Genomic DNA, 13,314 nt, shown 5'->3' on the forward strand with positions numbered 1-13,314 from the left:
GACGTTCTTGCCAGCATCGCTGATACGTCGATTACCAGGCTGGAGCAGTTGCTTCCGTGGAATTGGACGCCGCCGACCGTCAACGCTCAAGCGGCCTGACCTGCGGCCTTCACCGGAGGCTTACTTTCCGCCTCGCCTAAAAAGATAGCGTAAATGCCAAGGTGATAAGGCTGAGGATGCCGCCGAACTTCCCGCGCAGTTTCTTGGCCGAAACGACGATACAGCCGCTCCCCCTAGCAGCGCCTGCACCGGCCGTCAGGCCGGTTAAGCGAAGCGGGTTACCTCGATGAAGCTTGTTTACGGAGGAAACATTTGATTGATGAAAGGATAAACGCGCGCGAGACCGGCTTCTTACTTTTGCTTTCCCACAATAAAACTCGCTAAAATTTCCTGGCTTTTCGATCGACTCTCTTTTGAGAGGAACCCACAGGTGCCCCAGAAGACGCTGGCGATTTATCAATAGATGAAGAACTTGCCGTTGCCATCCCTTCCTCAGGAAGCGTAGCTACTTGAGCGGCACTGTCAATCGCTCTACGGCAGTCATCAAGGAAGTCAGCTATATATTCATTGACATAGACAACCAACGGCTCCTTTGGAACAACAATCAGACGCCGTTTGTCCGTTTTATCCCGAGTGATGTCGATGAACCCACGCAAATGCGCTGCCTCGACATACTTTTGGCAAACAGTCTGGTTTTTGAAAGGCAGATAGCGACACGCCTGCATCTTCGTCATGGGTTTGTTATTGGCGTCCATATGATATACTTTAAGCATCAATCCAAGAATATTCCTCAGGAATAGTTTTTCTTCGGAATTTTCGCTAACGAGATCTGACAAAAACGAGTCAATTTTCTCAAGCTTATGCTTTACGCCGACGTCGATCTGTTCTGGCGTATATATTTCTCTTCGTGTTGTCTTCGCCACGGCCACGCCTCTGCGCAATGGGTCGTTCTGTTTTCACCAAAAGCCTGTTACCGGATCCCATCGCGGCGACATTTATCATATGTATGTCTTCATAACTATGACGAATATAAGAATTTGCGGGCGGTCGTGAGACTAACCTTCATCGTGCACGAGCCCCCGCTCTTGTTTTCACATCCATTTAAAAAAACAGTTACACAAGTGTAACTACGAGTGCTACCAAAAATTCGGGAGCTTCGCTTCCGATGGAAGGTCGGTCTCTTGATTGGCCCCCGACCAGCTCGCCCGCCGCCCGAGCTGGCATGCAAGAGCCCGACCTTCCGTTTTGCACGTGGCTTTTCGAACCAGGGATCCGAAATGAATAAAGAAATTTGGAAAGATTACAGCCAACCTTTCGGGACGATTGGTCCATTGATGACAGTGGGCGAAATTCTGGAAAAGAATATTGATGCGGGATACAACGCCTATGATGAGTATGCAAACGCAGCTCTTCAGAAATTTGCTCGGTATGCCTCAGAATTCCTCTCCAATCCACATCCTCATTTAGGTCGGGACGGGAGCGTTTGCCCTTTCGTTCCCGAGGCTCTGACGAAGGGGCTTTTACGGGTTGCCGCGTCGCAAGCTGTTGCAGTTGACGAAATCGAAAACGATTTGGCGCGTATGCTCGCCGTCTTCAGCCAGATGAAACCCGTAAAGTCCTTCAACGATCGAACGGGCGACTGGATCTATAAGGCCATTATCATTGCCCTTCCTGGAATACAGGATGAAGGAGAGATTATCAGGATTGGTCAACTGCAAAAACGGCTGAAGCCCGACTTCATTCAGGAAGGTTTCATGATCGGTGAATTTTATCCAGGTTGCCCGGAGCCCGGTTTGCACAACAGGATGTTTCGACCGCTCGACACAACGGTTCCAGCCTTGGCTATTCGGCATATCACCAAATATGATGCTCCTTTCATGCTCGATAGCGATAAGTGCCTGGAGGCTTACTTCAGTATTTTTGGGAACGAGGGTCGCCGCCGCATTAGGCAGCTTTTGGAGCGAACCGCCTGAAACTTACTCGCAAGAGGGCTGTACTCGCAGTCGCTGAAACAGCTATCCTCGATCGTCCTACCAGGTGAACCGGAAGGAAACGACTATGTTGGACGTTCATCCGAACGTACTTGCTGAACTGCACCAGATCGGAGCGTCGACGGTACGATTGTGGCGCTATAGTGAGTTCGCCACCCCTATTACATCTCCTTCCGATTTAGCCTCCGCTATCGGCGTTCCCGTGGGGCGCGTTGCAAAGACGATGATTATTGCCGAGCAGAAAGCGAACGATGTGATGCGCCGGTCTCATCCTGCGCGCCACCTTTGTGCCGTTTTGCTGCCATCACCTTCAAAGATTGACATGAAAGCGGTTGCTGGCACGTATGGATGGAAACGAGCCGAGCTTGCTCAGAAAGAACAGGTACTCGATCTCTTCGGCTACCCGTCAGGAAGCGTATCACCATTCGGTCTCCAGAAGATCGCTGTACTGATCGACACCGCCCTTTTTTCTTATCCTACCGTAGTCACAGGTGCGGGCAAGGTTGGAGTCGAGCTTGAGATCGACACAAGCATGCTTTGGAAGATCGGGCAGCCGTTACAGACGCGTGGACGGGCCAGTCAAACCTAACGCCTCGTCACCTTTCATAGAGATGCCGTGAGGTAGGTTATTTCTTCGGGAAAGGAAATGCGGTTCCACGTAACGGCGCCTCGATTAGAGAATGAGGGTTCAATACGTATGTTGCGTAATCGGACTCATAGTGCGCACTATAACGAAAATCGTCACACCCGTCCCAACGTCTGCACGACATCTTCACCTCGATAGCTGTGAGGCGGATCAAGCGCGGGAACATAGCGTGAGAAGGTGGCGACCACCGTCAGGACCCGCAGTTTCTTTCCGGTTGCGAGCTGGTCGTGCACGAAGTCCATCGCCCACACGTCATTTGGTCCGACAGCCATTTGCCGATCCTCGCGAAGTTTCGCCTTAACACGGCGCTTCCGAGTCTTATTCCGCAGCTGCAGTCCCAAGTCCCTGTAAATGCGATAGGTTCGCTTGATGTTGGTGCCCCAACCCTCGCGTTCCAAAAGCACATGCACGCGACGATAGCCGTAGCGCACCCGCGCTCACAGGTCTAGACCGGCCTCGGCGCGGCGAGAGATGTAGTGATCGGTCGACCGATCGAAGTTCAACGCGCCACAGGCACGCCGGATCGAGATCGCCCAATCGCGGCACATGACACCACCTCCCGCTACCCCTCAGGCCTTAGAGCTTTCGGCGGATGGCGTCCTGCAGCATCTCACGGTCCAACGTCAGATCCGCGACGATCTTCTTCAATCGCGAATTCCCGTCCTCAAGCTGCTTGCGCCTCTTCATCTCTGGCGGCAACATGCCGGCGTACTTTTTCTTCCAGTTGAAGTAAGTCGTCTGACTGATCCCCGCCTTGCGACAAATCTCCGCGATCGAGACGCCCTCATCACCCTGCTTCAAAATGAACGCCTTCTGAGCGTCCGAAAACTGCGATGCCTTCATCGTGTTCCGTTCCTTTTCCCAGCCAGGAAAATGCACCGGAAAACTCTAACCAAAATTGGTCCAGTTTGAAGGGTTGAGAGCAATTTCCCTATCGTAAAACCTGTGATCCTATGAAGTTAAGATGGGGAATGTTAAGGACATACAACAGCGTGCACGAAAGACGCGGAAGCCAACTGCGTCACATCTATTTCTGGTATCGGCGCTGTTGCGCTGCGGCCAAAACCGCACTGGCTCCTGATCCTTCCACCTTCGGAAGGGGCCGTGATCTCGCCTGGGTCGACCGTATGCTAGTTCGATCAGCAACCCTTTGACGGTGAAGATTCCTGGTTATTCACCTGGTGGATCAATGCCATACAAACAATCAATTTTACGAAGCCATGGGATGTTATTAAACACCTCGATTATGAATTGGGGACCCCATGATGTTGCTCCACCGAGAGCAGCCGAGGGCAAGGTCACAGACCTGGCCGGTAAATGGAGACGAACATGGCCAACGTGGAACTGCAGAAGGCGCTCTCGTCTGCCAATCAAGCGCCGAGACATAGCTCTGGGTCCTTTCTTCGCCTACTGCAGGAGCCTCGTCGCATTAAACCGAATACCAGCTTTAACACATTTGGGTCGCCACAAAAGCTGAACAACCACTATCCGATCTTGCCAATCCTTGGCTTCTCAAAAGTGAACGGAGCTGTGGGTATGCGAGATGGGGTGTTACCCACCGCGAAGTCATACATGAATACGAATGATTCAATGTCATTTCAACGTGAGCATTATGATTAGCTCATCGGCGTCAGCATCGTTTTTTAGAACCAGCAGCTTTTCGATGATTCCTGGCGAAAGACATCGGGGCCACCCTCCGGTCTTGGTCACCGAAAATTCGCCGCCAAACTTGGAGACATTTAAATGACAAACTCTCTTCCCGCAAAGCTGATGGTTGGTATCTTCGACCATTTGGACGAAGACGGAAGGGAGATTGGGCGCCAGTATGAAGATCGGATGAAGTTGGCAGAGGTCTGCGATCGCCTTGGCTTTTATGGATATCACGTCGCAGAGCACCACTGTACTCCCCACGGCAGAGGACCTTCGCCGAATCTATTTCTAGCAAGCGTAGCTCAGCGCACGCAGCATCTTCGTCTCGGTCCTTTGGTTATGCTGTTGAACCTTTATCATCCGTTACGTGCGTTTGAAGAAATTTGCATGCTGGATCATCTGAGCGGTGGCAGGCTCGAGTTGGGCATGGGGCGCGGCTCCTTACCAATCGAATGGAGCTTTTTCGGTATTGATGAGGAGGTGGCGACATCGCGCTATCTCGAAGCCAGCGAGATCGTCATCCAAGCGATGAAGGAAGGAGCTCAGGCTCTTTCCTACAAAGGCGACCACTTTGAACTAGACAAAGTCCCGTTGATGTTGCGGCCACACCAACGTCCTCAGCCTCCGACATGGATTACAACCAGTCGTCCTGAGGTTGCGCGCTGGGCGGCTGAGAACGATACAAATCTTGCCTGCGGGGGCCCTGCTTCTGCTGTTCGCCAGATCACTGATGCCTACCGAGCACACGAGAGACGTACCGCCGGGGGCAGGAAACGGGCGCCGTTCCTTGGGTTGGTCCGAATGGTGGTGGCCGGCAGCACGACGAAGCATGCCATTTCGCTCGCGGCCCCGGCTTATCAACGGTGGCTTCGGAGCTTTAGGTTTCTGTACGAGATTAACGGGATACAGACTCCTCAGAACCTCCCGCCGGATTTTGATGCAGCAGTAGACTGTCAGTTGTGCGTAGTTGGTACTGCTGCTTCAGTTAGGCAAGATCTTCTCGATCATGTCGAGGAAGCAGGTGCTAATTATCTTCTTTGCCAGCTGGCGTTTGGTGATTTGCCATTGGAGGCTTCCTATTACACTGCAACGAGCGTTCACTCTGGAGTTATGGCTTAATCTGGACTGGCCTCAGGTTGCTTTCCGATCACAGAGATTAAGTCTCTGTGGCCGCGCCCTCAAATCGATTGAGGAGCGTCAAGGCGAATTCAGCCATCGCCGTAGGAACAGCCATTGTGGAATGGGCTGCACTATTGGATAGTTAAAAGATATGCGATTTAAGGGCCTCGATCTAAATCTCCTTGTCGCGCTCGATGCACTAATGATTGAGCGCAACCTTACTGCGGCGGCACGTAGCATTAATCTGAGCCAGCCCGCAATGAGTGCAGCTGTCCGCCGGCTCCGCTCCTATTTCCGCGATGAACTATTTACGATGCGTGGTCGTGAGTTCGTTCCAACTCCGCGTGCGGAAGACCTCGCGCCTGCGATTCGTGAGGCTTTACAGCATATTCGGCTCAATATCATACCCTGGGATAAATTTACTCCTGATCAATCAGATCGTCATTTCCGAGTAAGCTTATGCGATTTCGTTACAGTTGTTCTTTTTCAGAAGATACTGGAGCGTCTTGCGCGGGAAGCACCCGGCATTAGTTTTGACTTGCTGCCTCTTACTGACAATCCAGACGAGCTTTTGCGACGCGGCGACGTAGACTTCCTTATTAGCCCACCGCTATTCATGTCGAGCGCGCACCCTAAGATAGATCTATTTCAGGAACGACTGACTTGCGTCGGCTGCAGTAATAACAAACAACTTGAGGAAGCCCTTACTGCCGAGGAGTATTCTTCAATGGGGCACGCGGTAGTTAGGTTCGGTCGGACGCAGCAGCCTACCATAGAAGATTGCTTCTTGCAGGAGCATGGCCTCAAGAGGCGGGTCGAAGTCGTTGTTTCAAGCTTTAGCATGATCCCCGCCGCCCTAATGGGCACCGATCGCATCGCAACCGTTCCGTTACGACTAGTTGGGCTTTTTGAGGACACGATACCATTGCGGATGACTGCGCCCCCGATAGCGCTGCCGACATTCACCGAGGCAGTCCAATGGCCGGTACTTCACGACAAAGATCCGGCAAATATCTGGATGCGAGATATAATGGTTCAGGAGGCAGCGCGATTGCCGTGACCATCCTGAAACCTAGGAAGCTGGGCTGCATTGGGAGCGACGACCCGCGACGCGGCCGATTAGCTGAAGACGGCACCACCTGTGAGTGACCCGCAGGCCATTTTATCGACGAAGCTGAGCGCTACGCCCGTCGCCGATCGGCCGCCCTTCGGACGATTGCGCGACGTGCTGTCTAGCACCTTCGGCGGCAAATCGAAGGGTGCTGGGGGACCACAATTGCTCCGCACCGCAACCCGCCGCTACCGCCGCAAATACAGCAACCCAAAACCGTCGGAGCGAACTCAAAACTGGATAAAACTTGGGGGCAAGGTCAGCGGGCCTTCCCCGGATGGATACCTTTGAAAAGCCTCTTTGGTGGCTGTTGAACTTATTCGGGCTCGGGCGGATCTTACTCAAGCAGGAACCTTGGTCAGGAACCGGATTGTTGTAGCAACCCATGTATTTTAGGTGCGTTGGAGGACATCATACGGGAAGCTTCCTCAACCAATATCTCCCTGAACCAGATGCTCCCTGGATCGGCATTATGGAGCGCTGGCCATTGAACAGCTTCTGTGAAGACGGGGAGCGGTAACGGAAGGTTGATGATCCGCAAAGGGAAAGTACTTTCGTAATGCTCGACTAAGCGAAGCGGTAGGTTAGCTATGCGGTTCGTGCCACGCAGGACTGGTGGTATTAAGCTAAACCCTTGCACGACGACCTCCACCCGCCTCTGAATACCATTCTCGAGCAAGAACCAGCCCTCGACCGATGGCTTCAAAAAGCGCCCAAACGCGGCAGCGACGTGTCCCGTGGAGACATATTGCTCGATCGTCAGCGCTGAAGGTAGGTCCACATTTGTCGAACAGGCTACACATACAAACTTCTCTGTGAACAGTTTTGCGCTCGGGTGTGCGCCCGAGAGAAAAAATTCAGGCACGATGAGGAAGTCGACGTCACCGCGGCTAAGCATCTCGTACGGATCACTATCCAAAGGCAGCAACTCAAAGCTGACTGCGGGCGCTTCTCGAGCAACTCGCTCAATGATTTTATTGAAGTATATCAGCATCATGAAATCGGACAGAACTATTCTAAAGCATCTGTCAGACTTCGACGGGTTAAACGGCTCCCAAGAGATGATTGAGCATTGTACCTGCAAGAGAGTTTCACGCACTGCCGAGGCAAGTCCTTCGGCACGGGGCGTCAGCCGAAGTTCTCGACCATTCATTGTAAACAATTCGTCGCGGAAATAGTCCCGAAGCCTACCAATGGCGGCACTCATTGCTGGTTGACTTAGATTGATACTACGTGCGGCAGCCGTTAGGTTGCGCTCGGTCGTGAGCGCATCCAATGCAACGAGCAGGTTTAGATCAAGGCCCTTGAAACGCATCTTTAGTCACATCCAAACAACGGATATTTTATATCCAAACAATCGATTTTTCCAGTACAGAACCTTCCAGCATAGATCCAATGAAGGTTCGTCGAAAAGGCTTAGGTTAGTTTGGTGATCAATTAAGTAGGCCGCATAGTTACGATAGACGTTATAGTTGCAGATAATCCACTTTAAATATCGAATGGCACCTTAGCAATAGGCGATGTGGAGCGGCGTCACCGAGCGACATGAAATGCTAGTGAACGGATGGGCGGAAGTAGGTTCATCATATCGCGATACCGGAGAGGCTTTGCCGTACGCTGGCTATCGACTGGCGGGCTCCTTCTGTTTGGAAGCATGTTCAAGATATTGGTGGCGTGCCAGTAATTTGTGATGAAAAGATCAACGCGCCTGAAGGCGCTTGAGGAAGAGAACGCCACACTGAAGAGACTGCTCGCCGAGCAGATCCTGGATACGGCCCCACTTCCCGAGCTCCTTAAAAAAATAGAAAGGCCCGCCGCCAAGCGCGACGCCGTCGCACGCCAGAAAGCCGTCGTGGGCCTTTCGGAACGAAGTAGGTCGCCCGACTGCCGCCTTGCGTTCTCCGCTATCGAGATGCCGTCATCCGGTCGGCGTCCGCGTTACTCGCCTCGGGATCGTCAAAGCGGTTGCCGTCATTAAAAGCTAAGAATTCGGCCGGACTTGCCTAAATCGTCTTTCATAAGCCTCTATGAAGGCTTCCGGAATCGGGTCGCTAAACAATGGGAAATCAACCGGTTTGCGTAAGCCGGTGCTTGGCCGGATAGTGCCGCCATCGAGCCCCGGCCGCCATCCGGCTCCGAAAAAGAAAGCACCATACCGCGCCGCAAGCATCGGGGTCACAGGATTAAGAAGGCTTAGAAATACGGAAACTTCCGCTGCGCTGACTGAGGTATCTGCCCTTGAAAAAGACGCAACGTCGAAAAAGGCGTCTATGGCGTCCATGGCATCCCAGACGCGCAAGTCCTGCACCGCTTCGGAATATCGTTTAACATTGTGGTTCTGCTCGACTGTCAGCTTGTCGGCCGTCAGCGTCTCGTTACATCCGGCGTACTTGCGCAAAGCCGTTTCGAAAGCACGAATTCTAGCCGCGGTCTGAAGCAGCCCCTCGATCAGAAAATCGTTGTCGTTTGCGCCAAATGGCTTGGCGATGCTAGCCAAATAGTAGCGCAGCACGTTCGTGTCGATATCTGCTGCCACCTCGTCAGCCCACACAGCGTGGTCACGGCTAGTAGAAAATTTCGCCCCTTCGAGCTTATAAAAGTCCTGAATTGCATGGTTGTATGGAATCGCATAACCGCGCGAGAACAAACTAGCAGTAACGCCGATCGTGTAATAAAACCGGTTATCCTGACCCATGAAGAATACGAGTCTCGTGCTCGCGTTGCGCATAGTGTCATCGAGATCTGCGCCATTTTGCTTGCAGAGGCGTTCGATTCCTGTCTCATAGCACCACAATCCTTCAAACCAAGTCATTAAAGTTTGGCCTGCCACCTCCACCGGGGAGTTCAAAGTCACACCACGGTCGAAATGCCGCGACATCGGCAATGCCATCAGTTTTGACCGTAGCCAGTCAAGTTCTTTGCGCTTTATGGATTCCGGCCATCCGCTCGCCTCAATGGCGTGATCGAGCCCCGGAGCAAATTTTTCAAGCTGAAAATGAACCTGTCGAATCGGGCGCAAGATAAGGCTCTGGCCGCATGTCGTGTGAATCGGGTTGCGTAGTAGATTGTGTTGCAGCGCCGAGCCGCAATCTTCGCAAAGGTTACTATCTGTTGGCGCGTTACAAGCTGGACACTCTCCGACCGCGAGTGAGTCTGCGGCGAACTCTTCGCACGTCCCGCAATACAGTTGCTCTCCGTCGCGCAGCTCAACGTAGCCGGACGCTCTTAGTTGGTCGTAGATCGCCAAGCTGCGGTCTTTGTGGTCTTCGCTTGAAGTCCTTACAAATACGTCCGGTTCAATATCAACTGACCGCAGACACTGCAGAATTTCTTCAATGTGCATGTGTGCGACGTCATCAACCGGCCTGCCAAGCTTTCGGGCTTTCACCAGCGTGTAAGTGCCATGTTCGTCCGCACCTGTCACGTGATAGGCCGCGTTGCCTACCATGCGGTGGTAGCGTACGAACACGTCGGCGAGAAGGTACACGCCACCTATATGCCCAAGATGCAGCTTGCCGTTCGGGCACGGCGGCGCCGAGCAGGCAAAAAAAGTATGTTGGTTTGCTCTCAATTCAATCCCACCATATCGAAAGGAACTTTAAGCTGGTTTGAGGGCTGCTATTTTTGATCGCGTGTTTTTGGTGCGGCGCTATATAGACCATCGTGTCCCCACTGACTGCGGAGGTTTCTCCATCGGATTGAAACACGCCGCTGCCCGAGATCAATACCCAGAGTTCGTGCTCTGGGTGCGAATGAAGATCGACCGCATCGCCAGGTACCACCTCCACAATCGATGTGCCGAAAGCCGTTGCGACTGCCTGCGGTAGATGCTCAAGTAACCGGCACACCAGAACGCCATACTCCTGGCGCATGATTGAGCGGTCGATCTGTTTCGTATACATGTTTGCCTCTGTCCTCTGCCTTCAATCGCGATAGAAAATGCCGTTCGGCGGCTTGAGCTCGTCGATGTTGGAGACCTTGCCCTCGGGAGGGTTGTAGGCGCGTTTCAGTTTGTTGTATTCGGCCCTCGTTGGCCCACCAGTTGAGGCACGCTGGAACACGAGATAAATCACCCTTCGAGAATTTTCACTTTTGTTGGGCTTTGAGTAATGTGGGGCATAGTCGTCAAAGATGAAAATGTCACCGGCCTTCCACGTTACGGGCTCCCAGGCCAGCCTGTCCGCGACCTCGGGGTACATTACGCCGCCGGCGTCCATTGGGAACACGCCCTTTTTGTGGTTCCCGGGGCTGAAGAAAAGCCCTCCGTTGTCTGGGCCGGAATCGTCGATGCCTATTGCAACAATCGCGTGCACCATCCGGTCTGGTAGCTTATGTGGGATATGGTAGATGTCCTGATGCGGGCGATAGCCGCCGCTGTCGGAGTACTTAAAGATCAGCAACTCTTTGAGCATGCGGGCATCTTCCCCCAGTAACTCTTCGACGATCGACTCGATACGGTGGTCAGCCAGCAGTAAATCACGCAGGGGGGCGTTAAATTCGAGGAAGTTCTCGACCTTCGAAATGATCCTCCTACCGTCAGTTGTTTTTTCGAACCATATCAGCCATTTGTCTTCACTTGTCTCCCAGCACGAAACATCAGCCACAAGAGCTGAAAATTTATCTCGGCTTTCTAGATCGAGAAATGACTCAATCCTAATGTATCCAACGTCATCCCATGTTGATTTTTGTTCTTTGGTTAACATGTGTAACTCCTTTTTAGATTTAAAGCCGCCTGGTAAAGCTGCGTCGTGAGCAGGCGCCCCGAGCTGCACTGCACTGGAGTGTTATCTTGCGTTTTGTGTCTCTTGAGCGGGAAGTAAACCTAGGCACCCAAGGATCGGCCGATCTGGGACGTTCAGATAGTATTCACGCCGAAGCAGGCTATTGATGATGCGACCGTTTCGGTAGGCGACGAGCGATAGATTCACACTCTGCAAGCCACTTTGGACTGGGGATCGGTTTTGCAGATATACCTGGCCGGCGGCGTTGTCCTCGAATTGAACGGAGTAATCGTCCTTCACGACCGGCAGACCGCCTTCCATAGAAGCGGAAGCCAATAGGCGATCGATAAACGCTAGCGGGCGAGGCTCGAAACCGGTGGCGAGTACGACCCGATCAGCCACTACAGTCGGTCGCTGACAGGTGCCGTGCGAAGCCAACAGCGCGTGCCAACCGTCCGCATGAGGAGACAACTCCTTCATGACGACTGCGGGTAGCAGTTGAATGACATCGTCAATATTGCCAGTCGCGCTGCGGTGATAGATAGTTTCGTAAATGCGGTTGCTCAATTCTGCTGAAATGCCGTCACTGGTGAGTTTTTCGTCGTCGACAATAGTGCGACGTTTTTTAAGTGGCAGCGAATGAAAGCGCTGGCTGTAAGACGGCGTGTATGACACGTTGATAAAAGAGCTGTCATCCCTCGTGAACAGGTTCCCGCGTGACGTCACCCATGTAATTTTACCGATACCCGGACTGCCCAATAGGTGTTCAACAACCTCCGCACCGCTCTGCCCCCCACCAACGACTAATACGCGTTCACCGATGTCGATTTGTGGCCGATCCAGATAGCTCGCCACATGGTAGACCTTCTCGCCCAGCCAAGGTTTGGCGCATTCGGGAATTGTTGCAACGACACCGACGCCAATCGCAACTGAGCGTGCATGGTAGTGATCTCGAGTCGTCGTCACGCGGTAACCCTCGTCTAATCTGGTTACGTCGGTAACCTCCTCCCCAAACCGGAGTTGTGGCAACTGATGCGCAACCCATTGGAAATACTGTGTGAACTCTCTTCGCGACGTGGTCGCGTCGCACCGGTTTACGAAGCTGTACAGCCGTCCATGCACCGCGAGGTAGTTGAGAAACGAAAACGGACTGGTCGGATCTGCAAGTGTCACACAGTCCTTCAGCGGAGATACCTGCAGGCGACTGTTGGGCAGCAGCAGCCCAGGATGCCAATCGAAGCCGCTTTCCTTTTCGAAAAAGGCAGTGCGCAGCGGCGTCGGACACGCGAGTGCTGCAAGACTAAGATTAAAGGGTCCGATGCCTATACCGATGAGATCCAGCACTTGCATAAACACACTTCCTTTGGTTGGGCGGGCACGTGGGCAGCGATACGGAAATCATTATCGAAGGACGTCTGTCTCCTACACCGCCCTCCACAATGTCTGACTGGCGATTGCGATGTTGAAACGAACCCACGAAAATAAGCGAGTGTAAAGACTTGGGAGGCCGTTGAGATTGACAGACCACGTTCGCCAGCGAGGTTCACCACCATCGCATTCAAGGTCGAATAAGTGAGACCGTAGCCTATCGCAAAGAGAACGGTGGCGACGACGTACAGCAGCTCGCTTCCCGGGTTCAAAACCAAAAGTCCGATCCCAATCAGTGTCGTCACGAAGAGGGTGAGTGCTAGGCGCCCAAGCGGCAACTTACCGATCATACCCGCGACGGAGAATCGCAATGTGACAGTCGTGACGGTGAATGTCAGAAAGAAGACATTCGGTGAGAGTCCGCGCGTTTCGGCATATATGCTTTGAAACGTGGACAGGCCTGCGAACGTACAAGCACCGATCGCCAACATGACCACCGGCAACACCGTTCTCCCCCACAAAATAGACATGGTCGTCGGATCGGATAAGCGACGGCGCTGGTAGAAAGTTGCGGCTGATGCTGATCTGAACCCTTCAAACTGGACCAGTTTTGGTTAGAGTTTTCCGGTGCATTTTCCTGGCTGGGAAAGGGACCAGAAGACGATGAAAGCGTCGCAGTTTTCGGACGCTCAGAAGGCGTTCATTCTG

Annotated in this window: 10 protein-coding genes and 2 pseudogenes; 5 read left to right on the forward strand and 7 right to left on the reverse strand. The window is 52.9% G+C overall.

Annotated elements, in window-relative coordinates; translation table 11 throughout:
• Window positions 1–380 precede the first annotated feature (380 nt).
• The gene (locus K6M89_RS30255) at window positions 381–923 is read right to left on the reverse strand and encodes a hypothetical protein (protein WP_012489593.1); all 543 of its coding nucleotides are present in this window, start codon (window positions 921–923) and stop codon (window positions 381–383) included.
• A 354-nt stretch (window positions 924–1,277) separates the two neighbouring features.
• Between K6M89_RS30255 and K6M89_RS30260 the strand changes: the two genes are divergently transcribed.
• Window positions 1,278–1,973, forward strand: a complete 696-nt coding sequence (locus K6M89_RS30260) for a DUF6875 domain-containing protein (RefSeq protein WP_004677746.1) — start codon at window positions 1,278–1,280, stop codon at window positions 1,971–1,973.
• An 85-nt stretch (window positions 1,974–2,058) separates the two neighbouring features.
• Window positions 2,059–2,580: an aminoacyl-tRNA deacylase gene (locus K6M89_RS30265; RefSeq protein ID WP_004677747.1), complete on the forward strand. Its 522-nt coding sequence runs from the start codon at window positions 2,059–2,061 to the stop codon at window positions 2,578–2,580.
• A gap of 155 nt (window positions 2,581–2,735) precedes the next feature.
• Here K6M89_RS30265 and K6M89_RS30270 read toward each other — a convergent pair.
• Window positions 2,736–3,480 (reverse strand): annotated as a pseudogene (locus K6M89_RS30270) (transposase); the annotation flags it as partial.
• Between the two features lie 900 nt (window positions 3,481–4,380).
• Here K6M89_RS30270 and K6M89_RS30275 point away from each other — a divergent pair.
• Together K6M89_RS30275 and nodD3 are read left to right on the forward strand one after the other, a co-directional pair.
• A complete protein-coding gene (locus K6M89_RS30275; protein ID WP_004677759.1) occupies window positions 4,381–5,406 on the forward strand; it encodes an LLM class flavin-dependent oxidoreductase in 1,026 nt (341 codons plus the stop codon).
• Between the two features lie 151 nt (window positions 5,407–5,557).
• A complete protein-coding gene (nodD3, locus tag K6M89_RS30280; RefSeq protein ID WP_004677763.1) occupies window positions 5,558–6,466 on the forward strand; it encodes a transcriptional regulator NodD3 in 909 nt (302 codons plus the stop codon).
• A gap of 409 nt (window positions 6,467–6,875) precedes the next feature.
• On the opposite strand, the gene nodD2 is transcribed toward nodD3, so the two are convergent.
• Window positions 6,876–7,832 (reverse strand): transcriptional regulator NodD2, encoded by a 957-nt coding sequence (gene nodD2, locus K6M89_RS30285; protein WP_004677768.1) that lies wholly within the window; start codon window positions 7,830–7,832, stop codon window positions 6,876–6,878.
• 387 nt (window positions 7,833–8,219) lie between these two features.
• Here nodD2 and K6M89_RS30290 point away from each other — a divergent pair.
• A pseudogene (locus K6M89_RS30290) lies at window positions 8,220–8,387 on the forward strand (IS3 family transposase); the annotation flags it as partial.
• 111 nt (window positions 8,388–8,498) lie between these two features.
• Here the strand turns inward: K6M89_RS30290 and K6M89_RS30295 are convergent.
• The 4 genes from K6M89_RS30295 to K6M89_RS30310 all read right to left on the reverse strand — a co-directional run bounded on the left by K6M89_RS30295 (window position 8,499) and on the right by K6M89_RS30310 (window position 12,588).
• Complete coding sequence (locus K6M89_RS30295; RefSeq protein ID WP_074063730.1) at window positions 8,499–10,088, reverse strand: class I tRNA ligase family protein; 1,590 nt, start codon at window positions 10,086–10,088, stop codon at window positions 8,499–8,501.
• A 1-nt stretch (window position 10,089) separates the two neighbouring features.
• Window positions 10,090–10,419: a cupin domain-containing protein gene (locus tag K6M89_RS30300; RefSeq protein WP_004677772.1), complete on the reverse strand. Its 330-nt coding sequence runs from the start codon at window positions 10,417–10,419 to the stop codon at window positions 10,090–10,092.
• A gap of 21 nt (window positions 10,420–10,440) precedes the next feature.
• Window positions 10,441–11,220 (reverse strand): phytanoyl-CoA dioxygenase family protein, encoded by a 780-nt coding sequence (locus K6M89_RS30305; RefSeq protein ID WP_222141846.1) that lies wholly within the window; start codon window positions 11,218–11,220, stop codon window positions 10,441–10,443.
• An 81-nt stretch (window positions 11,221–11,301) separates the two neighbouring features.
• A complete protein-coding gene (locus K6M89_RS30310; protein ID WP_004677776.1) occupies window positions 11,302–12,588 on the reverse strand; it encodes a lysine N(6)-hydroxylase/L-ornithine N(5)-oxygenase family protein in 1,287 nt (428 codons plus the stop codon).
• Window positions 12,589–13,314: the final 726 nt, after the last annotated feature.

This window comes from Rhizobium croatiense, assembly GCF_019793465.1.
GTDB classification, from domain to species: domain Bacteria; phylum Pseudomonadota; class Alphaproteobacteria; order Rhizobiales; family Rhizobiaceae; genus Rhizobium; species Rhizobium croatiense.

Coding starts and splice junctions, on each gene's coding strand:
- nodD3 (WP_004677763.1), top strand. CDS start 5,558: ATGCGATTTAAGGGCCTCGATCTAAATCTCCTTGTCGCGCTCGATGCA.
- K6M89_RS30305 (WP_222141846.1), bottom strand. CDS start 11,220: ATGTTAACCAAAGAACAAAAATCAACATGGGATGACGTTGGATACATT.
- K6M89_RS30300 (WP_004677772.1), bottom strand. CDS start 10,419: ATGTATACGAAACAGATCGACCGCTCAATCATGCGCCAGGAGTATGGC.
- nodD2 (WP_004677768.1), bottom strand. CDS start 7,832: ATGCGTTTCAAGGGCCTTGATCTAAACCTGCTCGTTGCATTGGATGCG.
- K6M89_RS30275 (WP_004677759.1), top strand. CDS start 4,381: ATGACAAACTCTCTTCCCGCAAAGCTGATGGTTGGTATCTTCGACCAT.
- K6M89_RS30265 (WP_004677747.1), top strand. CDS start 2,059: ATGTTGGACGTTCATCCGAACGTACTTGCTGAACTGCACCAGATCGGA.
- K6M89_RS30260 (WP_004677746.1), top strand. CDS start 1,278: ATGAATAAAGAAATTTGGAAAGATTACAGCCAACCTTTCGGGACGATT.
- K6M89_RS30310 (WP_004677776.1), bottom strand. CDS start 12,588: ATGCAAGTGCTGGATCTCATCGGTATAGGCATCGGACCCTTTAATCTT.